At 70.7% G+C, this 23,039-nt stretch carries 20 protein-coding genes and 1 other RNA gene; 16 read left to right on the forward strand and 5 right to left on the reverse strand.

Annotation, left to right across the window (positions count from 1 at the left end; genetic code table 11):
- Window positions 1-163: 163 nt before the first annotated feature.
- Window positions 164-2,029 carry a hemagglutinin gene (locus tag ACWGUG_RS17580; protein WP_452325373.1) on the forward strand — a complete coding sequence of 622 codons (1,866 nt, stop codon included), beginning with the start codon at window positions 164-166 and terminating at the stop codon, window positions 2,027-2,029.
- Between the two features lie 91 nt (window positions 2,030-2,120).
- On the opposite strand, the gene ACWGUG_RS17585 is transcribed toward ACWGUG_RS17580, so the two are convergent.
- A complete protein-coding gene (locus ACWGUG_RS17585; RefSeq protein WP_452325374.1) occupies window positions 2,121-5,969 on the reverse strand; it encodes a S8 family serine peptidase in 3,849 nt (1,282 codons plus the stop codon).
- Window positions 5,970-6,090: 121 nt separating this feature from the next.
- On the opposite strand from ACWGUG_RS17585, the gene ACWGUG_RS17590 reads away from it, so the two are divergent.
- Window positions 6,091-7,068, forward strand: coding sequence for a transcriptional regulator TrmB (locus tag ACWGUG_RS17590; protein WP_452325375.1), 978 nt, complete (start codon window positions 6,091-6,093; stop codon window positions 7,066-7,068).
- 12 nt (window positions 7,069-7,080) lie between these two features.
- On the opposite strand, the gene ACWGUG_RS17595 is transcribed toward ACWGUG_RS17590, so the two are convergent.
- Both ACWGUG_RS17595 and ACWGUG_RS17600 read right to left on the reverse strand, forming a co-directional pair.
- The gene (locus tag ACWGUG_RS17595; protein ID WP_452325376.1) at window positions 7,081-7,413 is read right to left on the reverse strand and encodes a hypothetical protein; all 333 of its coding nucleotides are present in this window, start codon (window positions 7,411-7,413) and stop codon (window positions 7,081-7,083) included.
- Window positions 7,410-8,729, reverse strand: coding sequence for an MFS transporter (locus ACWGUG_RS17600; RefSeq protein WP_452325377.1), 1,320 nt, complete (start codon window positions 8,727-8,729; stop codon window positions 7,410-7,412). Before ACWGUG_RS17600 ends, ACWGUG_RS17595 begins: the two co-directional genes overlap by 4 nt.
- 25 nt (window positions 8,730-8,754) lie before the next feature.
- On the opposite strand from ACWGUG_RS17600, the gene prfB reads away from it, so the two are divergent.
- Window positions 8,755-9,867 (forward strand): peptide chain release factor 2, encoded by a 1,113-nt coding sequence (gene prfB / locus ACWGUG_RS17605; protein ID WP_336396825.1) that lies wholly within the window; start codon window positions 8,755-8,757, stop codon window positions 9,865-9,867.
- A gap of 61 nt (window positions 9,868-9,928) precedes the next feature.
- Here prfB and ACWGUG_RS17610 read toward each other — a convergent pair whose 3' ends face one another.
- Window positions 9,929-11,275, reverse strand: a complete 1,347-nt coding sequence (locus tag ACWGUG_RS17610; RefSeq protein WP_452325378.1) for a DUF222 domain-containing protein — start codon at window positions 11,273-11,275, stop codon at window positions 9,929-9,931.
- Window positions 11,276-11,427: 152 nt separating this feature from the next.
- Between ACWGUG_RS17610 and ftsE the strand changes: the two genes are divergently transcribed.
- The 3 genes from ftsE to smpB all read left to right on the forward strand — a co-directional run bounded on the left by ftsE (window position 11,428) and on the right by smpB (window position 14,088).
- A complete protein-coding gene (gene ftsE / locus ACWGUG_RS17615; protein ID WP_452325379.1) occupies window positions 11,428-12,567 on the forward strand; it encodes a cell division ATP-binding protein FtsE in 1,140 nt (379 codons plus the stop codon).
- The gene (gene ftsX / locus ACWGUG_RS17620; RefSeq protein WP_336396828.1) at window positions 12,564-13,481 is read left to right on the forward strand and encodes a permease-like cell division protein FtsX; all 918 of its coding nucleotides are present in this window, start codon (window positions 12,564-12,566) and stop codon (window positions 13,479-13,481) included. The genes ftsE and ftsX overlap by 4 nt, the downstream gene beginning before the upstream one ends.
- 130 nt (window positions 13,482-13,611) lie before the next feature.
- Complete coding sequence (gene smpB, locus ACWGUG_RS17625; protein ID WP_336396829.1) at window positions 13,612-14,088, forward strand: SsrA-binding protein SmpB; 477 nt, start codon at window positions 13,612-13,614, stop codon at window positions 14,086-14,088.
- Window positions 14,089-14,097: 9 nt separating this feature from the next.
- Here the strand turns inward: smpB and ACWGUG_RS17630 are convergent, their stop codons facing one another.
- Window positions 14,098-14,775 (reverse strand): SIMPL domain-containing protein, encoded by a 678-nt coding sequence (locus ACWGUG_RS17630; RefSeq protein WP_336396830.1) that lies wholly within the window; start codon window positions 14,773-14,775, stop codon window positions 14,098-14,100.
- 130 nt (window positions 14,776-14,905) lie between these two features.
- Between ACWGUG_RS17630 and ACWGUG_RS17635 the strand changes: the two genes are divergently transcribed.
- The 10 genes from ACWGUG_RS17635 to ACWGUG_RS17680 all read left to right on the forward strand — a co-directional run bounded on the left by ACWGUG_RS17635 (window position 14,906) and on the right by ACWGUG_RS17680 (window position 23,013).
- Window positions 14,906-15,730, forward strand: a complete 825-nt coding sequence (locus ACWGUG_RS17635) for a DUF4397 domain-containing protein (RefSeq protein ID WP_336396831.1) — start codon at window positions 14,906-14,908, stop codon at window positions 15,728-15,730.
- An 11-nt stretch (window positions 15,731-15,741) separates the two neighbouring features.
- Complete coding sequence (locus ACWGUG_RS17640; RefSeq protein ID WP_378883210.1) at window positions 15,742-16,380, forward strand: class F sortase; 639 nt, start codon at window positions 15,742-15,744, stop codon at window positions 16,378-16,380.
- Between the two features lie 43 nt (window positions 16,381-16,423).
- Complete coding sequence (locus ACWGUG_RS17645) at window positions 16,424-16,975, forward strand: RNA polymerase sigma factor (RefSeq protein WP_336396833.1); 552 nt, start codon at window positions 16,424-16,426, stop codon at window positions 16,973-16,975.
- Window positions 16,962-17,732 (forward strand): anti-sigma factor, encoded by a 771-nt coding sequence (locus ACWGUG_RS17650; protein WP_452325380.1) that lies wholly within the window; start codon window positions 16,962-16,964, stop codon window positions 17,730-17,732. The genes ACWGUG_RS17645 and ACWGUG_RS17650 overlap by 14 nt, the downstream gene beginning before the upstream one ends.
- Window positions 17,733-17,873: 141 nt before the next feature.
- Entirely contained in the window at window positions 17,874-18,548 is a 675-nt protein-coding gene (locus ACWGUG_RS17655; protein ID WP_452325381.1) for an SRPBCC family protein, read from the forward strand.
- Window positions 18,545-20,032, forward strand: a complete 1,488-nt coding sequence (locus tag ACWGUG_RS17660) for a phytoene desaturase family protein (protein ID WP_452325382.1) — start codon at window positions 18,545-18,547, stop codon at window positions 20,030-20,032. The genes ACWGUG_RS17655 and ACWGUG_RS17660 overlap by 4 nt, the downstream gene beginning before the upstream one ends.
- A 203-nt stretch (window positions 20,033-20,235) precedes the next feature.
- Window positions 20,236-20,606, forward strand: a transfer-messenger RNA (tmRNA) gene (ssrA, locus tag ACWGUG_RS17665).
- Between the two features lie 171 nt (window positions 20,607-20,777).
- The gene (locus ACWGUG_RS17670) at window positions 20,778-21,512 is read left to right on the forward strand and encodes a hemerythrin domain-containing protein (protein WP_336396841.1); all 735 of its coding nucleotides are present in this window, start codon (window positions 20,778-20,780) and stop codon (window positions 21,510-21,512) included.
- Window positions 21,513-21,517: 5 nt separating this feature from the next.
- Window positions 21,518-21,997, forward strand: a complete 480-nt coding sequence (locus ACWGUG_RS17675) for an SRPBCC family protein (RefSeq protein ID WP_452325383.1) — start codon at window positions 21,518-21,520, stop codon at window positions 21,995-21,997.
- A 122-nt stretch (window positions 21,998-22,119) separates the two neighbouring features.
- Window positions 22,120-23,013: an aldo/keto reductase gene (locus tag ACWGUG_RS17680; protein WP_452325384.1), complete on the forward strand. Its 894-nt coding sequence runs from the start codon at window positions 22,120-22,122 to the stop codon at window positions 23,011-23,013.
- The last annotated feature ends 26 nt before the right edge of the window (window positions 23,014-23,039 follow it).

A 23,039-nucleotide genomic window follows, 5' to 3' on the forward strand; every position in this document is an offset into this window, starting at 1 on the left:
TAGCGTAAGGCCCGTAATGGCCTGGGGAAAGGGGACGTCCATGTCCAGGAACAAGCGCCGCGGCATACTCGCGGCCGGAGCGACGAGCTGTCTCGTCTTGGCGATGTTGATCGGTGGCGCAAGTCCTGCGACCGCCGCCGACGGTCCATGGGATATCACCGGCATGCCCACGGATCCCCTCGGCGGGACCATTCCCGACGCCGGTGTCGCCAACAACCTCGATGACGACGAAGGGAATGTTCAGGAGTTGGGACCGCTCAACTCGAACACGACGAAGATCGGCGTGATCCACAAGGACGCCGTGCCGACCCTGGGCACCACGAACCCGAACGCACAGGTGGACCTGCGCCAGGCGTGGCTCGACATCAAGCGTGAGGGCGGCAAGGACTGGCTCTACTTCGCGTGGGAGCGGGACAAGAGCACGGGCAGCGGCTTCATCGCCTACGAGTTCATGCGGAACGCCGCCCCAGCGGCATGCGCCTACGAGACGGCCACCCAGCAGCAGCTGATCGACACCTGCAACCCCTGGGCCAATCGACAGGGAGGCGCGGCAGCGACGGCAACCACGCCCGCCGTTCCCGGCGACTTCATGATCCTCTGGGATCAGCAGGGAGGCGGGCTCGACATGGTGCTCCGGGTCTGGAGCGGCACAGCGCCGAACCTGGTGCTCGGTCCCCCGGTCGCTCTCACCGCCGCGGTGTCGCAAGCCGCCATCAGTGAGGACGGATTCTTCGGCGAAGCGGCGGTCAACCTGACCGACACCATCTTCGGTGGGGTGCTCCAGTGCCTGTCGTTCGCGAACAGCATTCCCAGCACCGTGACCGGCAACTCGGACACCGCCGACTACAAGGACACCATCCTTGAGACGATCCCGCCGATCAGCAACTGCACGACGACCACGATGACCACCCCCATGCTCGCTGATGGCGAGACGCCGGTTCCGGCCACAGGAGCGTCGATCGGGACCAACGGCGTCCTGGCGGTGACCGACTCGGCAACCGTGTCGTTGGTCGGTGCAACCAGCGGCACGCCCGGAGGAACCGTGGCGTTCTCGCTGTGCAAGCTCGACACGGGAACCTGTACGTCCGGGGGCACGTCGATCGGGTCCACGGCCGTCACGGCTACTTCGTACCCGTTCACGGTCGTATCGCCGACCGCATATGTGACCTCCGCCGGTCGATACTGCTGGCGGGCGGTCTATGACGACGGCAACGCGACCAACGGCATCTCCGGATCGAGCGACTCGAGTGCGGGAGAGTGCTTCGTCGTCAACCCGGTCACGCCGACGTTGACCACGAGCGCCGGTGCCGATGTGGTGCTGGGCAACGCGGTCACCGACACCGCGACGTTGTCGGGCACGGCACTTCAGCCGATGAACCCGGTCATCCAGACCGTGCAACCATCGACGACGGTGCCGCCGCGGACAGCAGCGGGCGGCAAGATCACCTTCACCCTCTACACGAAGACGGCCACGAGCTGCGTCGCGGTGGCGGGCAGCGCGACGGAGGTGACGGTCAACGGCGACAGCTCGCCGACCAACGTCTACAGCGTCTCGTTCACGCCGACAGTCGCCGGCACCTACCAGTGGGGAGCGGTCTACTCCGACAGCACGACGAACACCAACGGCACCAGCCACAACAACGGCACGTGCAACGTCTCGGCTGAGGAGGTTGTGGTGAACACCGTCCCGTCGACGATGACCACGGCACAGCGGTGGGTCCCGAACGACTCGGCCACGATCAAGGCGGCTGCGGGCGGCAACCTTGCAGGCAACGCGAGGTTCACGCTGTACAACTCGTCCGACTGCACGGGAACGATCGTCTACGGTCCGGTCGACGTCCCGGTCAGCGGTCCGGGAACCGGGAACGGAACCACGGTGTCGACGTCGAACTCGACAGCTGTGACCGCCAGCGGGTCGTACTCGTGGAGTGTCAGCTATGACAGCACGAACCTGGCGCAGGATGACATCGCCGCCAGCTGCAAGGAGGTCTCGTCGCTGACCATCAACAACAACTTCGTCCAGCCGTAATGCCGGACTGACGAGGTTGCACAGGCCGATCGGCCCCGCTCGTCGGAGCGGGGCCGATCGTCGTGTCAGGGTGCTGCTGGGTGATGCCGTGTCAGCGGGCGCCCTTGGCCGGCGTGGCCTCGAACGCGCGCTCGATCTCCTGCGAGAACGTGTTGCCCTCGGCATCCTTCGCGGTCACCCGCAGGTCGACCCAGCCGCCCCTGTCTGGCACCGGCACCTGGGCGGTGTAGCCGCTGACCCAGGCGCGGGACTCGACGAAGATGCCACCGTCGTGGTCGACGGCGCCGGTCGGGGCATCCGTCTCCGCGGCGGTGAGCGTCACCGGCACCCACTCGCCGCCGGACGTGCGCGCTTCGAGCGTCGCCTCGGTGATCGCGCCGGCCGGAGCCGTGCCCGCCACATGCCCGAGCTCGAGCCCCAGGGGGATGGCGGACCCCTTGCGGCGACCCTCGCCGACGAGGTTGCCTTCGTTGACGTCGACTGCGTAGTACGCCTGGATCATCGGCAGCAGCCGGTAGTCCCAGTCGCCCTGCTGCGTGGACGCACGGAACGTCCAGTCGCTGACCGTCTTCGTCGACCCCGCGAGGTGCGAGCCGTCGTGCGTGGCGGTGTTCACCACACGCCAGTCGTGCTCGCCGTCGGGCAGGTCGAAGACGTTCCCTCCCTGGTGCTCCACCTGGCGGAAGAGCTCCCCGTCGAGGTAGACGTCGGTCAGCTGCTGCACCGTCGACGGCTCGAGCCACGTGTCGAACGCGCCGGTGTGTGCGGAGTCACCGCCGTCGGCCCAGCTCGGAATGTTGATCTGCCCGTAGTCCGACGCGAGGTATGGCACCCAGTAGCCCGTGGCGATGTACGGCCGCACGACGCCGCCGTAGTACTCCGCCTCGGTGCGCTCACCCGGCTCGTAGGTGCGCTTGATGTCGCGCATCGTCCATCCGACCGAGGTGATCATCGCGTCCTGGTACCAGCGCAGTCCGTCGGTACTGACCCATTCCGCCCGCTCGGTGCCGCGCTGGGTGCGCATCGGGAAGCCGCTGCTGAACTCCGCGCCGGGCACGAAGTCGAAGCGGAACTCGCCGATCTCTTCGGGCTGGCCGTGGAAGCGGGTGTCGATCCGCGCCAGGTCGTCCTCGGTGTGCGCGTACGCGAGGTCGGACGGTATCTCGCCGTCGGCGAACTCGGCGATGTCGTAGACGACGTCGGATGTCGGGACGCCGACCGCCGACACGGTCACCTTCTTCGACGCCATGCGGGCCAGCAGGTCGCGACCCTCGACGCCGCTGATCCCCGCGACCGGAATGGAGACGTCGGCGGTGTAGTCCTCCGAGCCGACCCATTCGTTGAACTCGCCGTCTCCGTCATTCACGACGATGAGGAGCCTGGCACCGGCGGCGGCCGCGTTGGCCGCGCGCTGGGATGCCGGAACCTCTGCGGAGCGGGTCACGACGGCGACCTTCCCCGACACGTCCACGGCGGCGAACTCCTGCGCGCTGCCCCTGCCCGCATCCACGGCCTGAGCCTTGAACGAGCCGTCGAGCAGCGTCGACCCGATCTGCTCGATGAGGTCGAGCGACTCCTTGCCGGCCTCGAGCGCGAGGAGCGGCCTCTGCAGGCGCCAGCGCGTCGTGAAGCCGAAATCGGCGTCCTCGACGCTCATCGGCTGCGCCCACAGCTCGTCGATCCACACCGGCATCGTGGCGCTCGCCGCGAAGTCGTCGACCGACACGTCCATGCGGCGGAACACCGGTGCGAGACCGTCCTGCCCGACGTCGACCGTGATCTGCTCGGCGGTGCGCGCGTCGAGCGCAACCGTGCGGTCCTGGTCGAGCGCGAGGGTGGGCTTCCCGACGAGCACGCTTGCGATCGTGTCCGGCGTGCGGCTGAGCTGCATGAACGACATGACGGTGTAGTCGCCCTTCATGAGGCGCAGCGTCGTCTCACCGTCGACGGGCACGGGCTCCGCCCACTGGGTCGCCGGGTCCCACAGCATCGCGTACGCCGTGGTGGGGTTGCCGTCGAAATCGGTCGCCGTGAGGGTGAGGTCGTAGCGCTCGGCCTCGGCGATCGTCCCGAGGGCGGTGCGGGTGACAGGCTCGCCGTCCACCGAACCGACGAGGACGCCCGACAGCTGGGTGCCCGCGGGAACCTTCGCGGGGTCCACCGTCATCGTCGCGGAACGGGTCTGGCCGGCCGGGATCGTGATCGTCTCGGTGTCGAGCGTGAGCGCGCCGAATGCGATGCCGGTCGACAGGGGCTGAGGGACGCCGCTTCCGCCCGGCGTGGTGTCGGAGAGAGTCGCCGTGAGCGAGACCGTGATCTCGGCATCCGTCCGGTTCGTGTAGTCGACGACACGCGTGACGGGGGTCGGCTCATGGCCCCACATGAGCATGCCGAAGTCGCCGGATCCGGACGCGACGACGGGCGCTTCGAGCGCGGCGTCGACGTCGATGACGCCCGAGCCGCCCTGATACGGCGTGTAGCCGACGTCGACCGCCGTGCTGGCCAGGGCCGCCTTGAGCTGCTCGGTCGTGTAGTCCGGGTTCGCGCCGAGGAGGAGGGCGGCCGCACCTGCGACGTGCGGCGTGGCCATGGAGGTGCCGCTCATCGAGATGTAGGCGCCGTCGCCGGCGCTGTCGGCCGAGCGGGCGGCGGTGACGTCATTGCCGGGGCCGGTGACGTCGGGCTTGAGCGCACCCGAGCGCGACAGCGGCCCCTGGCTCGTGAACCACGAGGGCGCGCCCGAAGGGTCGTCGACCGAGCCGACCGTGAACGCCTCGGCGGCGGATCCCGGCGCGCCGATCGTCTCGGCCGCTCCGGCGTTGCCGGCGGCGACGACGAACAGAGCACCGGTCTCCTCGGCGATGCGGTCGAGCGACTCGGCCATCAGGTCCTTGCCGTCGGATGGTGCGGGCGAGCCGAGGCTCATGGAGACGATCGGCGCGTTCTGCCCGGCCCACTCCATCGCCTCGATGATCCACGAGTCCTGACCCCAGCCGCTGGCATCGAGCACCTTGCCGACGAGCAGGTCCGCGCCGTCGGCGACCCCGCGGTGGGTGCCGCCGCTCGCTGCGCCCGTGCCGGCGATCGTGGAGGCGACGTGTGTGCCGTGGCCGTTCGAGTCTGCGGCGACCTCCTCGCCGGGCACGAAGCTCTTCGACGTGTCGAGCACGCGGCCCTGGAGATCGGGGTGGGTGTCGTCGTACCCGGTGTCGAGCACCGCCACGGTGACGCCCTCTCCGGTGTAGCCGTCCGCCCACGCTTCGGGCGCGTCGATGTAGCCGACGCTGCCATCGAGCGTCGCCTGCACCTTGCCGTCGAGGTGGATGGCCTCGATGCCGCCCGCGAGGGCGGGCGCCGTGGAGAAGCTCCGGGCGCTCGGCGCGGTCAGCGACTCCCACGCGCTCGCCGCCTCCTGGTGGCCGAGGGTGGCTGCCGTGCCGCCGATGCTCTCCAGCTCCGCTTGCACCTCGAGTCCCGGAACGGGAGCGGCGAAGGTGCGGACCGAGGACGCATCCTGCTCGACGATGACCGGGGTGGCGTCGACCGAAGCGTCGTCGTACCCGTACTCCACGAGGAGCGAGACGTTGAACAGATCCTGGTCGAGGGCGCCCGAGGCGAGATAGGGAAGCGCCGCATCGGGGATGACGTGCAGGTCGCCGGCGGCCTCGTACGTGCGGACCCCCGCACCGTCGACGGCCGTGTCGACGGAGACCGCGTGGGTGCCGTCCGACAGGTCGGTGACAGTGACGCGGTCGCCCGTGATGAGGGTGACCGTACGGCTGCTGCCGGCGGACGCGGCCGAGGCGGGGGGAACCTCGGCCGCTGGGGATGCGGTCGCCGGCAGGCCGGTGAGACCGACGCCGGCGATCGTGATCGCGACGCCGCTCGTGGCGGCGACGATCGGATGCAGGCGACGGCCGGAGGGCTGGGGTCGTGACATGCGCGAGCCTCTCGGTGTGCGGGGATTGACATCCCCACCTTCTCGGGCGGCGCGCGTAAAGTGGTGGCGGAGAAATGCCATGGCCATCATCCGCCAAGCTCGGCGGGTGACGATGGACAGCATGGGGAAGGCGACCGTGCTCGACGCGCTCGGCCTCGATGAGGCTCACACCGCGGTATATCGATGGGTGCTCCAGCAGCCTTCGGCGTCTGCTGCCGACATCGCGGGGGCGCTGGGCCTGTCGTTGCCGCGCACCGGGCCGATCGTCGCCGAGCTCGAGCGGCTCGGGCTGCTGGCGCGCCAGGCCGCCAGCCGTGACCGCTTCGTGGCGTCCCCGCCGTCGATCTCGCTGCGCCCGCTGCTGCTCGAGCGCGAGCGCGGGCTCACCCGCGCGCACCAGGCGCTCGTCGAGCTGAGCGATCTCTACCGTCATTCGGTCGAGAGGCGCAGTGTCGCCGACGTGATCGATGTCGTCATCGGCGATGACGCCGTGCGGCAGCGGGTCGCGCAGCTACAGGCGGCGTCGGTCGAGCAGGTGCGGGTGCTCGTGCTCAACGAGATCGCCCTGATCAGCGGCGAGGAGAACATCGAGGAGGACAGGGCGCTGGCGCGCGGCGTGCGCTATCGCGTGATCGTCGAGAGCGCGGTCCTCGAGCGCCCCGGCTTCCTCACGGCGGCGCGCGAGATGGCATCGATCGGCGAAGAGATCCGGGTGCTCCCGACGCTGCCGACGCGCATGTTCATCGCCGACGACCAGATGGCGCTCGTGCCCATGCACTCGCAGGACGAAGACCGCGGATTCGGCGCGCTTCTGATCCACCCGAGCGGCCTGCTCGACCTCGTGACGTCGATCTTCGAGGAGTACTGGAAGGCCGCGGCGCCGTTCCTCCCTGTCGCGGCGCCGCCTGCCGCGAGCGAGGCGGTCGACCGTGACCTTCTCCACCTGCTCCTCCTGGGGGTGACGGATGCCGCGGCCGCGACGCAGCTCGGCATCTCGCTGCGCACCGTCCAGCGCCGGGTGGCCGAGCTCATGGACCTCGCCGGCGTGACGACGCGCATGCAGCTCGGTGCCGAGGCGGTGCGCCGCAGCTGGGTGTGATCACCGGCCGGGCTACCAGCCGTGCTCGTTGAACCAGTCGCGTCGACGCCGGGTCTCGGCATCCGTCTCCCCGGTGTCGGTCGTCTCGTGCTCCACAAGCCGGCCGTCGCCGGCGAGGTCGACGAAGCGGAGGCACACCGCGCAGAGCCCGCGGCCGTCGGGGAAGCCGTCGGCGAGTTCTGCGGCGGGCTCGCCCGGCTCGCCGGATCCCGGGCACCGCGGCGGGTCGGCGGCGGCATCCGTCCACATGATCGTGCGGTGCCGGTGCAGGCCGGGATGGTCGAGCGGGCGCGTGCAGCGCCGGCCTTGGTTGCGGCTGCGGCAGAACGCGACGACGTCGGTCATGCGGTCGCCCGCGGGACGTGGCGGGGAACCCAGCGCAGGAATGCCAAGGCGCCGAGAAGGCCGATCCCGCCCATGACGCCGGTCGCGACACTGAGCGATGCCGCGGCGGCGATGCCCGAGACGAGCAGCGGGGCGACGGCGCCACCCGCGTCGGTGAGCGTGCGCCACGAGCCGAGGAAGGCCGCCGGCTCGGTCTTCGGTGCCACGTCGGCGCCGAGCGTGAGCAGGATCCCGCTGGACAGACCGTTGCCGACGCCCAGCACCGCGGCGAACATCGCGAACCACATCGCGGCGTCCGGGAGGTCGTGCGTGAAGGCGAGCGCGACGAAGCCCGCGCCCATGAGCAGCATCGCCGGGAGGGCGGCCCACAGGCGCCCGAAGCGGTCCATCACCTGACCGCTGGCGTAGAACAGCGCGAAGTCGATCGCTCCCGAGATGCCGACGACGAGGGCGATCGTCTGCGCGTCCAGGCCGATCGACACGCCCCACAGCGGCAGGACGACCTGGCGTGCGGAGCGGACGGACGAGAGGGATGCCGCGGCCAGCCCGAGCGTGGAGAGCACACGGCGGTGGCGCCACATGGTGCGCAGCACGCCCGTGCCCGGCCCTGGCGTGCTGCCCGAGCCACCGGTGCGCCGGATCGGGATCGAGCCCGTGACGGGTTCGCCGGTGTCCTCGGTGTCCATGCGCCCGTCGCCCGCGCCGGGCGCTCCGGGGACGAGGAACTTCTTCTCGGGGTCGGGACCCAGCAGCACCAGGAGGATCGTGCCGACGAGGCATCCGCCGAAGAACCAGATTGCGGCGCGCTCGTCGCCGAGCAGCGCCAGCAGCGCGGCGGCGACGAACGGGCCGATGAACATGCCGAGCCGGAAGGTGCCGCCCAGCAGCGACAGGGCGCGCGCCCGGAAGGCGAGCGGCACGCGGGTGGTCATGAAGGAATGTCGTGCGAGTCCGAACGCGGCGGCGCAGAACCCGATGACGAACACCGCGGTCGCGAACAGGCCCAGCGAGGGAGCGAGCGCCATGCCGGCGACACCGGCGAGGGAGAGGAACCCGGCGATAGCCATCGTGAGACGCTCGCCGATGCGGGCGACGGCCCAGCCGGCGGGGAGATTGCCGCACAGTTGCCCGACGACGAGCGCCGAGGCGACGAGGGCGGCGGTGGCGACATCCGCGCCCAGCTGAGCGGCGATCACGGGGATGAGCGGGATGACGGCGCCCTCGCCGAGCGCGAACAGCACCGTGGGGCCGTAGATCATCGGGCCGAACCGCCACAGCACGTCGCGGGCAGTGGGGGCGCCTGCGTGATCGGTCATCGCTTCCACGTTAGTCTGGAGTGTCATGCTCGACTTCGATCCCTCCGCCGACATCCAGGCCCTGCGCTCCACGTTCGCCGACATCAAGGCCGTGGTCGACGTCGAGGCACTCACCGCCGACATCGCCCGCCTCAGCGAGGAGGCCGGCGCGCCCGACCTGTGGGACGACGTCGAGAAGGCCCAGAAGGTCACCAGCGCCCTCAGCCACCGCCAGGCCGAGCTCAAGCGCGTCACCGACGTGGAGCGGCGCCTCGACGACCTCGACGTGCTCGTGGAACTCGCCAACGAGATGGACGACGAGGACTCCGCCGAGGAGGCGCGTCACGAGATCGCCGAGCTCGAGGACATCGTCAGCCAGCTCGAGGTGCAGACGCTCCTGGACGGCGAGTACGACGAGCGCTCCGCGGTCGTCACGATCCGCTCCGGCGCGGGCGGCGACGACGCCACGGACTTCGCCGAGATGCTCATGCGCATGTACCTGCGCTGGGCGGAGCGCCACAAGTACCCCGTCAAGGTGATGGACACGTCGTACGCCGAGGGCGCGGGCATCAAGTCGGCGACGTTCGAGGTCGACGCGCCCTATGCCTATGGGACGCTGTCGGTCGAGGCCGGCACGCACCGCCTCGCGCGCATCAGCCCGTTCGGCTCGGCCGACAAGCGCCAGACGTCGTTCGCCGCGGTCGAGGTCATCCCGGTGATGGAGGAGGCCGTCGAGGTCGACATCCCCGAGGGTGAGATCCGCGTCGACGTCTTCCGCTCGTCCGGTCCCGGCGGCCAGTCGGTCAACACGACGGACTCCGCCGTCCGGCTCACGCACCTCCCCACGGGCATCGTGGTGTCGATGCAGAACGAGAAGTCGCAGATCCAGAACCGCGCTGCCGCCATGCGCGTGCTGCAGACCCGCCTGCTCCTGCTCAAGCGCGAGGAGGAGGCGGCGAAGAAGAAGGAGCTCGCCGGCACCATCACCGCGAGCTGGGGCGACCAGATGCGGTCGTACTTCCTCTACGGGCAGCAGCTCGTGAAGGACCTCCGCACCGGCTACGAGGTCGGCAACCCCGCGATCGTCTTCGACGGCGATCTCGACGGGTTCATCTCGGCGGGCATCCGCTGGCGCAAGCGCAAGGACGACGACGACTGACTCCGCCGGGCACGGGTGACCGCACCGGACGGGCCGACCCGCGCCGGTCGCGGCATCCGCGTCAGAACGGTGCGGCAGGCTCGGCGGCCGATGCGCGGAAGACGGGCACACGCCGCTCGGGCGTGACGAGGTAGCGTCGCCCGGCAGGGGAGGTCCACTGCAGCGCGCCCCCGCCTTCTGCGACCTGTTCGACCCGCCAGCCGCCGTGATGCTTGATCGTATGGTGGCCCTTGCAGAGGGGAGCCAGGTTGTCGAGCGAGGTCTCGCCGCCGTGCTCCCACGCCACGGTGTGATCGATCTCGCATCTGGAGGCCGGGATCCCGCATCCGGGAGCCATGCATCTGTCGGCTCGCCACCGGACCAGCCGCCTCAGCCCCGGCGGCGGACGGTATTGGTCGCGACCGACGGAGAGCACCGCGCCGGTCTCGGGGTGGGTGAGAACCCGCATCCAGCCGTCGGCGCCCCCGCACAGCTCTCGCGCGCGCGACAGCGTGATCGGCCCGACGCCCTCGACCACCGCCGGCGCGTCGGGGGAGTCCCCCGGGCCGGATGCCGCATCCAGCAGTGCGAGAGCCGGCACGGTGACGGTGACGGCGGCCCGGATGCCGCGCGCCTCCGGCACGAGCGCCGCGGTGTCGCCGTCGACGAGCAGGTCGCCGAGCACGTCGGCACGCCGCTGATCGAGCGTGCGCTCCTCATCGGCCGCCGCGCCCAGCACTCTGGCCATGGCCGTGATCCGGCCCTGGATCGCGCGTGCCTCCACTGCAGGGATGAAGGCGTGCAGCCACGCCATCCCGTCGTCGGCGGGCTCGACCACCACGCGGCGCTGTCGAAGAGCGGCCTCGTGACGTTCCGCGAGCGTCGCCGAGCGCTCGCTCTCGATCATTCTGCTGAGCTGTCTGCGGAACGCGCCGACGGGGAGCTCCTCGGCCAACTGTGCCGCGCGCTCGGTGAGTCTGGCGCGCACATCGGGCTCGACGCCGTCGAGCGCGTCGACCAGGATCTCGGCATGCCGCTCGCTGATCCTGGCGCGGTGGAGGGCTTCGAGCACCGCCGGGTACCGGTGCACGAGTGCCTGGGCCATGCCCAGAAGGTGCGCCGCAGCGGCCTCGGTGACGCGCAGCGCCGCCGCGAGCTCCAGCCGCACCGACCTCTCGACGACGGCGGCGATCGCGTCGCCGTAGCGCTCGTCGGCGAGTGCGCGACGCCGCAGGGCGTCGACGCGGACGAAGCGCTCCGAGGCGAAGACCGCCATCATGTCGTCCACCTCGGTCACGAGGTCGAGCTCGTCGGGCACGGCCGCGGCGGCGCCGGCCCACGCGTCTTCATCGACCGGCACGTCGTCCACATGCTCGACGCCCGCGTGCGGGTCGGCGTCGGCCGCGCCGTCCGGTTCCGAGGTGGTCATGCTGTGATATTAGAACATACCTACGACATTCCGTCGGGCGGGCGAGCGGCGCGTGATCCGATGACAGAAGGGGGAGTCCGCGGACGGCGGATGCCTCAGCCTCGGGTGTCGCTGGACCGCACCGGGGGTCATCCGCATAGGCTCGTTAGGCCATGATCCGGTTCGAGAACGTCACGAAGCGCTTTCGCGGCACTGCGAAGCCTGCCCTGAGCGATGTCGACTTCGAAGTGCAGCGCGGGGAATTCGTCTTCCTCGTCGGCGCCTCGGGATCGGGGAAGTCGTCGTGCCTGCGGCTGATCCTCCGCGAAGAGACGCCGAGCGAAGGGCGGGTCGTCGTGCTCGGCCGCGACCTGCGCACGCTGTCGAACCGCAAGGTGCCGTACTTCCGCCGCCATGTCGGCGCCGTGTTCCAGGACTTCCGGCTACTGCCCACCAAGACGGTCTTCCAGAACGTCGCCTTCACCCTGCAGGTGATCGGCTCCTCACGCGGCTTCATCCAGCAGGCCGTGCCCGAGGTGCTCGCCCTCGTCGGACTCGCCGGCAAGGAGAAGCGGTTCCCTCACGAGCTCTCGGGTGGTGAGCAGCAGCGCGTCGCGATCGCCCGCGCCCTGGTCAACCGTCCGCAGATCCTGCTCGCGGACGAGCCCACCGGCAACCTCGACCCCGCGACCTCCATCGACATCATGCAGCTGCTCGCCCGCATCAACGCCGGCGGCACGACGGTGGTCATGGCCACCCACGAGGCCGGCTTCGTCGACCAGATGCAGCGTCGCGTGATCGAGCTCCGCCACGGCGAGATCGTGCGCGACGAGCGGCACGGCGGCTACGGCGACCGCTCGAATCTGCCCAGCCTCACGCCGGAGCCCGAGCGCGGCGCGGCCGCCGTGGCCGCCCTCACCGCGGTGCTCGAGGTCCAGCGCGAGGCCTCGCTCGCCGCCGCGGCGGGCCTCGACCCGACTCTCGTGCGCGGTGACGACGAGCAGGCGAGAGAGACGGATGCCGTGTCTCCCGGTGTCGCCAGCGCGGCCGTCGCGGCCGCCACGGCCGCGACCGCGGCGGCGCTCGCGGCGGACGAGCTGCGGAAGGCCCAGGCGCTCGAGCATGCGGTCGAGGAGCCCGTGGGCGAGGACGCCGCGGCCGGGGAGGCATCCGCTCCTCCCGCCGCGGCCGTGCCGTCGCAGACGCAGACGATGCCCGTCATCGACCAGATCGAGGTGGCGGAGCTGGGGCTCGCCGACCGGCTCGGACTCGGCGAAACCGATCCCGACGACGAAGTGGGGCCCACCTCATGAGGTTCGGACTCATCATGTCGGAGGCGTTCACCGGCCTCCGGCGGAACGTCTCGATGGTCATCTCGGTGATCCTCGTCACGTTCGTGTCGCTGACGTTCGTCGGCGCCGCCATCCTCATGCAGATGCAGATCGTGACGATGCGCGACTTCTGGGTGGACCGCGCGCAGGTCGCGATCTACATGTGCACCGAGATCTCCACGAACGAGGCGACGTGCGCGGACGGGGAGGCGACGCCCGAGCAGATCGAGGAGGTCCGCGGCAAGCTCGAGGGCAGCGCGCTGTCGCCCCTCATCCGCGACATGGTGTTCCTCGACCATCAGCAGGCCTACGAGGAGCTGCTCGACCTGGTGGGGGAGGAGGACGCCAGCGTCGTCACCCCCGAGCAGGTGAACGAGACCTTCCGCATCACGCTCGTCGATCCGGCGCAGTCGGCCGTCATCATCGAGGCGTTCACGGGCACTGCGGGGGTCGAGCAGGTGCAGGACCAGCTGCAGTACCTCGAGCCGCTCTTCTCCGCACTGACGGTGGCGACCTACATCGCTGTCGGCATCGCGGCTCTGATGCTCATCGCGGCCGTCCTCCTCATCGCCACGACGATCCGGCTCTCGGCGTATGCGCGAAGACGGGAGCTCGGCATCATGCGCCTGGTCGGGGCGTCCAACCGGTTCATCCAGACGCCGTTCATCCTCGAGGGCGTGTTCGCAGCGCTGCTGGGATCCGTCCTGGCCAGTGCGGCCGTCATCGCGGGGGTGCACTTCGGCGTGGACAACTATCTGCGCAACCGGGTCGACTTCGTCACGACTTGGGTCGATCTGGCGGATGCCTGGCTCGTGGTGCCCGTTCTCATCCTGGTCGGCATCGGGCTCGCGGCCCTGTCGGCGGGATTCGCGATCCGGCGGTGGCTCCGCGCGTGATCGCGCGGCTCGCTCCGGGGTAGACTGAAAGGCTGCCGTGCGGCCGTCGGTCCTCAGGGACCGCCCGCGGGGCACACTTCGACACGCTCAGCAACCGGCGCATACGCCCAGCAACCGATAAGGAGTCGCCATGCCCAAAGAACGCGGGGAGAAGGTCGTGGCGACCAATCGCCGTGCCCGCCACGAGTACGCCATCGAGAAGACCTACGAGGCGGGCCTCGTGCTGACCGGCACCGAGGTGAAGTCACTGCGCGAAGGCCGCGCGAACCTCACCGACGGCTACGCCTACATCGACGGCGGCGAGGCGTTCCTCGACGCGGTGCACATCCCGGAGTACTCGCAGGGCCACTGGACGAACCACTCCGCCAAGCGCACGCGAAAGCTGCTGCTCCACAAGGACGAGATCATCAAGCTGTCGCACGCCGTCTCCGCGGGCGGCTACACGCTGGTGCCCCTCAAGCTGTACTTCTCGGACGGCCGCGCCAAGGTCGAGATCGCGGTGGCGAAGGGCAAGCGCGAGTTCGAGAAGCGCCAGACGATCCGCGAGCGCGAGGACAAGCGAGAGGCCGAGCGCGCGATGCGCACCCGGAACCGCCTGGGGGACTAGTCCCGGGCCTCACCGTGCGGCGAACCGCGCCTCCACAGCGGCCGAGATGACGATGTCCTCAGGCTGCAGCTGCACGGCGGGGCCGCCGCCCGCGGCATCCGCGGCGAACGACGCCTTCGCGACCATCATGCGCGGCGCCGGCGTCATCTCGGGGCGTTCCTGGCGGTCGAGCAGGCCGACGTCGGCGAGTTCGAGCGCGGCGACGTCGGACAGCCCGAGAGCGCCGGCGTAGGCCGCGGCTCGCGCCACGGCGACCCCGACCGCCTCCGTCGCCACGGAGCGCTCCACGGAGGTCCGGGTCTCAGGGGTCAGCTTCCACTCGATCCAGCCGAGCTGCACTCCCTCGCGCTCGGCGACCTCGCCGGCCCACCAGGAGAGGACGGCGAAGTCGGTGAACGTCACCGAGAAGTCGACGGTGGCGTAGTGCACCGGAGCGAGCCGGCGGCCCTCGTTGTTCCACGGACGCTCGGACCACACCGAGACGCGCTGGCTCGTCCACTCGGCGACGGTGCCGGCGGCCTTGCGCGCCGCCAGGTCGTCGCGTACCGGCTCGGTGAGCGCCGACATCCGCTCCACGACGGCCCCCCTCTCGGGTCCCTCGGCGCGGATGGTCAGGTGCGCGATCGCGCGTTCGGGGGCGATGCGGGTCTCGTGCTCCCCGCGGACGGTGATGACGACGTCGCTCATGACGCCGACTCTACGCACCGCCGCGCCATCGGCCGAGAAATCTTCATTCACCTGCATCCAAACCGGCGTGCCGGCGGGAATCACCTGTCAATGGGCGGCGAACCGGTCGCCCCGACGAAGGAGGACCACCGTGCGAAACAAGATTCTCGCGGGCATCGCCGCCGGGGCCGTCGCAGCCCTCGGTCTGATGGTCGCACCCGCCACCGCCGCCACCGCCGACGGGGCCCAGCTCTCGGTGCTTCACGGCATCCCCGACACGCCCGTGGACGTGTACGTCAACGGGGAGCTCACGATCGACGACTTCCAGCCGGGCGACCTCGCGGGCCCGCTGGACCTGCCCGCCGGATCGTACGAGGTCGCGCTGACGGCGACGGACGCCACCGACGACAGCTCGCCGGTGCTCGGACCAGTCACCCTGACGCTCGAAGGCGGCAAGAACTACACCGCCGTGGCCCACTTGAACGAGGGCGGCGACCCGACCGTGACGCCGTTCACCAACGACACCGCCGCCACCGCGGCGGGTGAAGGTCGCCTGACCGTTCGCCACGTCGCCGCGGCGCCCGCTGTGGATGTGCTCGCGGGCGGCTCTCCGGTGATCGAGGATCTGACGAACCCGAATGAGGCCACGCTGAACCTGCCGGCCGGCACCATCTCGGCATCCGTCGCCGCCGCCGGCACCACCGATCCCGTCCTCGGGCCGACCGACGTCGCGGTCGAGGAGGGCGCCCTCACGATCGTGTACGCGTGGGGAAGCCTCGAGGACGACAACCTGGCCGTCGCTGTCCAGACGATCTCGGGTCTGCACTCGGCTCCTGACGGGGTCCCCTCGGGCAGCGGCGGCCAGCTCGCCGAGCGCGACGCGATGATGCAGTCCCTGTTCGTCTTCGCCGGGCTGGCGATCGCGGCCGCGGCTGCGGCATCCGTCGTCGCCGTCCGCGCCCGCGCGAACCGCTGAGGACGGCCGACGTGGCGAGGGCGACCGCGGGAGCGCTGACGGCTCTGGCGGTCGTCCTCGCGCTGGCGGGGTGCGGCTCGGCCGATGCCGAGTCCGCCCCGCCACCGGCGGCATCGACGGTGACGGCGACTCCCACGCCGATCCCCACTCCCGCCGTCGACGTGCCGATCGCGGCGGCCACCCAGGCGCCCGTGCGGGATCCCCAGCCGCCGGCGCGGGTGGTCGTCGCCTCCGCCGACGTCGATGTGCCGGTCGTCCCGGTCGGCGTCGAGACCGGGGGCTTCATGGAGCTCCCCGTCGATCCGGCCATCGCCGGGTGGTACCGGTTCGGGTCGGACCCCGCCAGCGCCGACGGCAACGTCGTGATCTCGGCGCATGTGGATGCTCCTTCGTACCCGATCGGGCCGTTCAGCCGCCTGCGAGACCTGGCAGCCGGGGAGGTCGTGGAGGTGACGGATGCCGCGGGCTCCGTGCACCGCTATTCCGTCGAGTCGGTCACCTACTACCCGAAGGCCGACCTTCCGGTGGACGATCTGTTCGCCCGCTCCGGCACGAGAGCGCTCGTGCTCATCACGTGCGGGGGCGCGTTCGACCCCACGAGCGGGCGGTACGCCGATAACGTGGTCGCCATCGCGACCCCGATCCCCTGAGCCGGCGACGTCGCCGACCGCGATGAGGATGAGAGGACACAGCGTGGAAGAGGCGCACGAGCGGGAGCTGAGCGATCGCTTCCGCAACGGCGACGAGCGAGCGCTCGAAGAGATCTACCGGCGGTGGTCGCCGGTCGTGTTCACGATGGCGCTGCGCTTCGTCGGCGACCGCGGCGACGCCGAGGACGTCACGCAGAAGGCGTTCGTCTCGGCGTGGACGTCGCGCCGGTCGTACGACCCCGCCAAGGCGAAGCTGTCGACGTGGCTGATCGCGATCACGCGGCGCCGCATCGCCGACACGCTGGAGGCGCGCGCCCGCGTGCGGGCGCTGCAGCAGGAGCTGCAGCGCTTCACCACGCCCGAGGACGTCGTCGGCGCCGAGATCGACCTCGGCGACCGTCTGCTCCTCGCGGACGAGATCGACCGGCTGGAGCCGGATGCGCGCCGCGTGGTGCGGCTCGCCTTCTACGACGACCTCACACACGAGCAGATATCCGAGAGGCTGGGCATGCCGCTCGGTACCGTGAAGAGCCATATCCGGCGAAGTCTCACCCGCCTGCGCAGTCGATTGGAGGTCGGCCATGTCGCATCTTGATCCCGACCGTCTCTCGCTGATCGCACTCGGCGAGACCGCCACGGCGGAGGAGCGCGCGCACCTCGATGTGTGCGACGAGTGCGCGCTCGAACTGGCCGAACTCGAGTACACCGTCGTGGTGGGCCGGTCCACCGTCGCGCTGGGAGACCTGCAGGCGCCGCCCGAGCGGGTCTGGGACCGCATCGCCGCCGAGGTGAAGCTCGGCGCCGCGGAGGGCCCCGCACCGGATGCGGATGACGGGATGCCGGGGGCCGCGGGCGCGGCATCCGCTCTCGTCGAGGACGCGCCCCGCGCGCCGGACGCCGAGAGGCCGGCCACCCGCAGACGCGGCATCCGTCTCCTGTTCGCGCTCGCGGCCAGCCTCGCTCTCATCGTCGCCGTGGTCGGCACCTGGAACTTCGTGCGTCAGCCCGAGCCGGTCGAGCTCGCCTCCGCGACACTCGACGCGTTCCCCGCCCATCCGGGTGCCTCGGGCTCCGCGGTGGTGGTGGAGAAGCCCGACGGCGAACGGCAGGTCGAGGTGGACCTCGACGACGGCGAGCAGGGCGACGGATTCCGCGAGGTCTGGCTGATCAAAGCCGACGCCTCCGCGCTCGTCAGCCTGGGTGTGCTGAAGGGCAGCACCGGCGTGTTCGAGGTTCCCGACGACATCGACCTGCGCGAGTACGTGCTCGTCGACATCTCACTGGAGCCGGAGGACGGCGATCCCGACCACTCCGGGGACTCGATCGTGCGAGGTGAGCTCGGGTTCGCGTGACGGTCGGGGCGCGCACGACCGCAGGGCGGCGTGGCCGCCGCGACTGCCACATGCTCGGCCGCGGCGCAAGCCGCTCCGCACGACCGCCACTGCGGCCTATCGTCGTGCACACGGCAGACCCACGACGACAGGAGCATGGCGATGTCCCGCAACGTGAGGGTGCTCAAGTGCACGCCGGAGGACGTGTTCGAGGTGCTGGGCGACGGCTGGCTGTACCCCGCATGGGTCGTCGGCGCGTCCCGCATGCGAGAGGTCGACGAGCGGTGGCCGCAGGCGGGGTCCGAGGTGCATCACTCGTTCGGCATCTGGCCGGTGCTCCTCGACGACAAGACGGTCGTCGAGGAGTACGTGCCGTCGCAGAAGATGGTGATGCGGGCTCGCGGCTGGCCGATCGGTGAGGCGCGCGTGACGATCGACGTCAAGCCCCGCGGCGAGGAGTGCGTCGTGCGCATCCAGGAAGAGGCGGTCGCCGGTCCCGGGCGGCTGGTGCCGGCGCCGCTGCTCGACATCCCGCTGCACTGGCGCAACGAGGAGACGCTGCATCGGCTGGCGTATCTCGCGGAAGGCCGGGCGACGCGACGCACCTCGGCGTCGACGGCCGAGAAGGAGATGGCAGCGTCGGGGGAGGAGTCGCACGACGCCTCCTCGACGGCCTCGGCCGCGAAACCGGCGGCCGCGAAGCCGACCGCCGCGAAACCGACCGCTGCGAAGTCGTCCAGCGCGACGGCGACCGCCGCGAAGCCGAATGCTGCGAAGCCGACCGCCAGGAAGCCGGCAGCCGCGAAGACTCCGGATGCGGAGGCGTCATCGCCGTGAGCACGCGCGCCCGGCCGGGAGGCGAGGAACTCGATGCCGTGATCGTCGGCGCGGGGCCCAACGGCCTCGCGGCCGCCGTGACTCTCGCTCGCGCAGGACTGCGTGTGCGCGTGTTCGAGCGCGCCGATCAGGCGGGAGGCGGCGCCGCGACCCGCGAGCTCACGATTCCGGGCTTCCTGCACGACGTGTGCTCCGCGGTGCACCCGATGGCGTTCGAGTCGCGGTTCTTCCGCGAGTTCGGCCTGCGCGACCGCGTGGAGTTCGTCACTCCCGAGATCTCGTTCGGCCATCCGCTGGACGGCGGGCGCGCCGGCATCGCGTACCGTGACCTCGCCCGCACGCGCGACAACCTCGGCAGCGACGGCCGCGCCTACGAGCAGCTCATGCGCGGGCTGGTCGCGCGCGCGACCGAGGTCGCCGAATTCACCGGGTCGGCACTGCTGCAGGTGCCGCAGGATCCCGCGACCGCCGTGGCGTTCGGCCTCCGCGCCCTCGAGCAGGGGACACCCGCGTGGAACGCCCGCTTCCGGCAGGACGTCGCTCCCGCCTTGCTCACCGGTGTCGCCGCGCACACGATCCTGCCGCAGCCGAGCGTCGCCGCGGCGGGCGCCGGCCTGGCGCTCACGGCGTACGCACACGCCCGCGGCTGGCCCATCCCCGTCGGCGGCAGCCAGGCGATCATCGACGCGATGGTCGGCGACCTGCGTGCACACGGCGGTGAGGTGGTGCTCGACCACGAGGTCACCTCCTTGGCGGCGCTGCCCGCCGCCCGCGTGACCGTGCTGGACGTCACACCCAAGGCGCTCATGCGGATGGCGGGGGATGCCATGCCCGAGAAGTACCGCAGGGCGCTGCGGCGCTTCCGGTACGGCGACGGCGTGGCGAAGGTGGACTTCGCCCTGAGCGAGCCCGTGCCGTGGTCGCATCCCGAGCTGCGCCACGCCGGCACGGTGCACGTCGGCGGAACGCGCGCCGAGGTGGCGGGGGCCGAGAATGAGGTCAACCGCGGGCGGATGCCGGTGCGGCCGTACGTGCTCGTGTCGCAGCCGACGCTGTTCGACGCCACCCGCGCCCCGGCCGGGATGCACACGCTGTGGACGTACACGCATGTTCCCGCGGGCAGCCCCGTCGACCGGAAGGAAGCGGTCATCCGGCAGATCGAGCGCTTCGCTCCTGGCTTCCGCGACACGATCGTCGCCGCGAGCTCGCGCAGCGCCCGTGAGGTCGAGCGGCACAACCCGAACTACCCCGGGGGCGACATCGCCGCGGGTGCACCGACCTTCCCGCAGATCCTCGGCCGCCCGGTGTTCAGCCCCGACCCGTGGCGCACGCCCATGCCCGGGGTCTACCTCGCCTCGGCGTCGACCGCACCCGGACCCGGCGTGCACGGGCTGCCCGGGTGGTTCGCCGCCCTCAGCGCGCTCCGCCACGACTTCGGCACGCGTGCCTTGCCCGACCTGTCGCCCCGCACCCGCGGCAGCTGAGGCGGACAGCGCGAGTGAAGGTCGTCCCCGGCACCGGCGGGAGCGGCCGCACCGTACGCGGCTGTGGAGAGGGGCCGGGAATGGCGGGGGCGTGGCATCCGTTGTAGACTGATGTGCTCGGATGCTTCGGCACCCGGGTGTTGGCAACTCCACAGTGTGACAGCGGCCCTTCGCGAGAAGGAACCACCTCGATTCGAGGACACGGGGATGATCGGTTTCGACATCGCCTGCGAATCTGCGTGAAGCGGGCCGAGGATGCAGGGTTATCTCGTAAACGCTCCTTGCAAACCAATAACTGCCGAAAAGAAGCAGTCCGCGTTCGCCCTCGCTGCCTGAGCAGCGAGCCCGACGCCGTCAATCCGTGACTGATCCCGTCACGGGTATTGGCGTCATCTAGGGATCTTGCTGCGTGACGTCGCCTGAGCGCCACGCGGGACTCTTATCAGGATGGGCTCGTCGACTTAGGTGTCTGTGACAAAGGTCGGAGCCGAGTAGAACGTCTTCACAGACTGCGCCCGGAGAAACCGCAGTTACTCAGCGATGGACGGGGGTTCGATTCCCCCCATCTCCACCAACCGCTGTCACCGGAATCGAAGGCCCAGGCCCTCGCGATACGTCGCGGGGGCCTGGGCCTTTCCGCGCTCCGAGCGAGGTGCTGTGCGCGGCCCTGCGACGGGTGTATCGTGCGGCTGTGCGCCCCGGCGTGGGGCCGGTGCGCGCGGTCGGTGGGGACTGGGGGTTCGCCATGGCTACGAAGCTGCCGTCGTCCGGAGCGATGCCGGAAGGCCAGCACGCGGGGTGCGACACGTCGGGCCTGATTCTCGTGCACCGGATCTTCCGCTGGCTGTACACGCAGCTGCCGATGCTGGTGCGTGAGGTGCAGGCCGGCGATGTGGAGCGCGCGGCGATCGTCGGTCGGTACGCGAACCTGGACTTCTTCGCGCTGCACATGCATCACGAGACCGAGGACATCGCCCTGTGGGACAGGCTGACGTCCCGCGACCCCGGATGCACTCTGCACGTCGATCAGATGCGCGCCCAGCACGCCGACGTGGCGGCCCAGCTCGCGCGCATCGAGCCGCAGCTGGAGCCGTGGGTCGCCACCGCCGACCCGCGCCTGGGTGCGGCCCTCGCGGCCGACATCGAGGTGCTCCGCGACACGCTGCACGCGCATCTCGCGCAGGAGGAGGACGACATCCTCCCGGTCGCGGGCGCCGTGCTCTCGCAGCAGGAGTGGGACTGGATGGAGGAGCACACCCGCGAGAACCTCGCCGCGCATCGCAAGGAGCTCGGCAAGGACATCATGGCGCTTCAGGTGGGGCTGCTGATCGCGAGCGTCCCGGAGGCGGAGAGGGACGAGTGGATGCACAAGAACATCCCGGCGCCGATCCGACTGCTGTATCTCCTGCTGATGAAGCGCAAGTACGACCGGGCGATGAGGGAGCTGTACCCCGACCGGCCGGTGCCCGCGATGGTGTGAGCGCCATGTGGCGACGCGTCTTCCTCGACGTCCACCTTCCCTTCCCGCCCGAGCGGGTGTTCGCGTACGTCGCCGACCCTGCGCGGTGGCCCGAGTTCGCGCCGGCGGTGGCGTTCCGCCAGCGCATCGGCGACGGGCCGCCGGACGTGGGCAGTCGATGGTGGGCGATCGACCGCATCCTCGGCCCCTTCACCGTGCGGTTCGCTGATGAGCTGGAGGCGATCGATCCACCGCGCAGGGTGGTCTGGCACTCCACCTCGCCGTGGAACTCGCGGGTGGAGTACGTCTGCGTCGCGCAGAGTGGAGGGACGCGGGTGCTCGCCGACTACGAGGGCGACGTCGCCGGCTGGCTGCGGCTGGTGGCCTTGCTGCCCACCTTCGTGCTGGCGAGGATCCTGATGCGGGACTTCCGGGGGCTCGCGCGGGTGCTGGCGGCCGAGGACCGCGACGTTCGGGCAGACGGCGTCGCCACCGCTGCGCGCTGAGCGTCCGCGGTCCCATTGTGGGGAGGCGGGAGGCCTTTACGCGTCGGGCACCCCTGCTGTCCAGTCCCACGCGGCAGCGCACGGGGATGGCAGGCTGGTGGGCACGACCGAAAGGACAGGCGATGAAGCAGCGGACTCTGGCGGGACGGCAGGTTTCGGCGATCGGCCTCGGGGCGATGCCGCTGTCGATGAACAACGACAAGCAGTATCCGTCGTTCGAGGACGCGGTGGCCACGGTGCACGCCGCCCTCGACGCGGGCGTCACGCTCATCGACACCGCCGACGTCTATGCGCCGGCGTGGGACGAGATGGGACACAACGAGCGGATCGTCGCCGAGGCGCTGCGTACGTGGGACGGCGACTCGACCGGCATCTTCGTCGCGACGAAGGGCGGCATCACCCGCAGTGAGGGCGAGGTCTGGGGGCGCGACGGGTCGGAGGCGTACCTGCGGTCCGCCGTCGAGACGTCCCTCGAGATCCTCGGTGTCGACCGGATCGAGCTGTACCAGTACCACCGCCCGGATCGCTCGCGCGTCTACGGGGACGTCATCGCGTCGCTGGCGAAGCTGCAGGAGGACGGCCTCGTGCGCGCAGTGGGTATCTCGAACGCGAGCGTGGAGGAGATCCAGATCGCACTCGATGTGCTCGGGGAGGGGAACCTCGCCAGCGTGCAGAACGAGTTCTCGCCGAAGCATCCCGGCAGCATCGACGAGCTGCGGTTCTGCGCGGACCACGCTGTCGCCTTCCTCCCGTGGAGCCCGCTGGGCGGCACCGGCGGAGGGGCGAGGCGGGTCGGCGAGCGGTTCTCCGTCTTCGGCGACGTCGCCCAGGCGCACGGCGTCAGCCCGCAACAGGTCGTGCTGGCCTGGGAACTCGCCCTCGGCGACCACGTCATCCCCATCCCCGGGGCGCGGCGCGCCGCTTCCATCACCGACTCGGCGCAGGCCGCGGAGCTCGAGCTCAGCGCGGACGAGGTCACCCGGCTGTCGGCGTCGGTCGGCATCTTCGACGACTGAGATGCGGCGAGAGGATGCCTCCGACC

The organism is Microbacterium sp. NPDC055455, assembly GCF_053619935.1.

Bases quoted from the DNA above. Each gene is read 5' to 3' on its own strand.
- prfB (WP_336396825.1), top strand. From the start codon at position 8,755: ATGCTCGACTTCGATCCCTCCGCCGACATCCAGGCCCTGCGCTCCACG.
- ACWGUG_RS17650 (WP_452325380.1), top strand. From the start codon at position 16,962: ATGTCGCATCTTGATCCCGACCGTCTCTCGCTGATCGCACTCGGCGAG.
- smpB (WP_336396829.1), top strand. From the start codon at position 13,612: ATGCCCAAAGAACGCGGGGAGAAGGTCGTGGCGACCAATCGCCGTGCC.
- ACWGUG_RS17580 (WP_452325373.1), top strand. From the start codon at position 164: ATGCCCACGGATCCCCTCGGCGGGACCATTCCCGACGCCGGTGTCGCC.
- ftsX (WP_336396828.1), top strand. From the start codon at position 12,564: ATGAGGTTCGGACTCATCATGTCGGAGGCGTTCACCGGCCTCCGGCGG.
- ACWGUG_RS17630 (WP_336396830.1), bottom strand. From the start codon at position 14,775: ATGAGCGACGTCGTCATCACCGTCCGCGGGGAGCACGAGACCCGCATC.
- ACWGUG_RS17675 (WP_452325383.1), top strand. From the start codon at position 21,518: ATGTGGCGACGCGTCTTCCTCGACGTCCACCTTCCCTTCCCGCCCGAG.
- ACWGUG_RS17670 (WP_336396841.1), top strand. From the start codon at position 20,778: ATGGCTACGAAGCTGCCGTCGTCCGGAGCGATGCCGGAAGGCCAGCAC.
- ACWGUG_RS17585 (WP_452325374.1), bottom strand. From the start codon at position 5,969: ATGTCACGACCCCAGCCCTCCGGCCGTCGCCTGCATCCGATCGTCGCC.
- ACWGUG_RS17680 (WP_452325384.1), top strand. From the start codon at position 22,120: ATGAAGCAGCGGACTCTGGCGGGACGGCAGGTTTCGGCGATCGGCCTC.
- ACWGUG_RS17655 (WP_452325381.1), top strand. From the start codon at position 17,874: ATGTCCCGCAACGTGAGGGTGCTCAAGTGCACGCCGGAGGACGTGTTC.
- ftsE (WP_452325379.1), top strand. From the start codon at position 11,428: ATGATCCGGTTCGAGAACGTCACGAAGCGCTTTCGCGGCACTGCGAAG.
- ACWGUG_RS17595 (WP_452325376.1), bottom strand. From the start codon at position 7,413: ATGACCGACGTCGTCGCGTTCTGCCGCAGCCGCAACCAAGGCCGGCGC.
- ACWGUG_RS17610 (WP_452325378.1), bottom strand. From the start codon at position 11,275: ATGACCACCTCGGAACCGGACGGCGCGGCCGACGCCGACCCGCACGCG.
- ACWGUG_RS17590 (WP_452325375.1), top strand. From the start codon at position 6,091: ATGGGGAAGGCGACCGTGCTCGACGCGCTCGGCCTCGATGAGGCTCAC.
- ACWGUG_RS17600 (WP_452325377.1), bottom strand. From the start codon at position 8,729: ATGACCGATCACGCAGGCGCCCCCACTGCCCGCGACGTGCTGTGGCGG.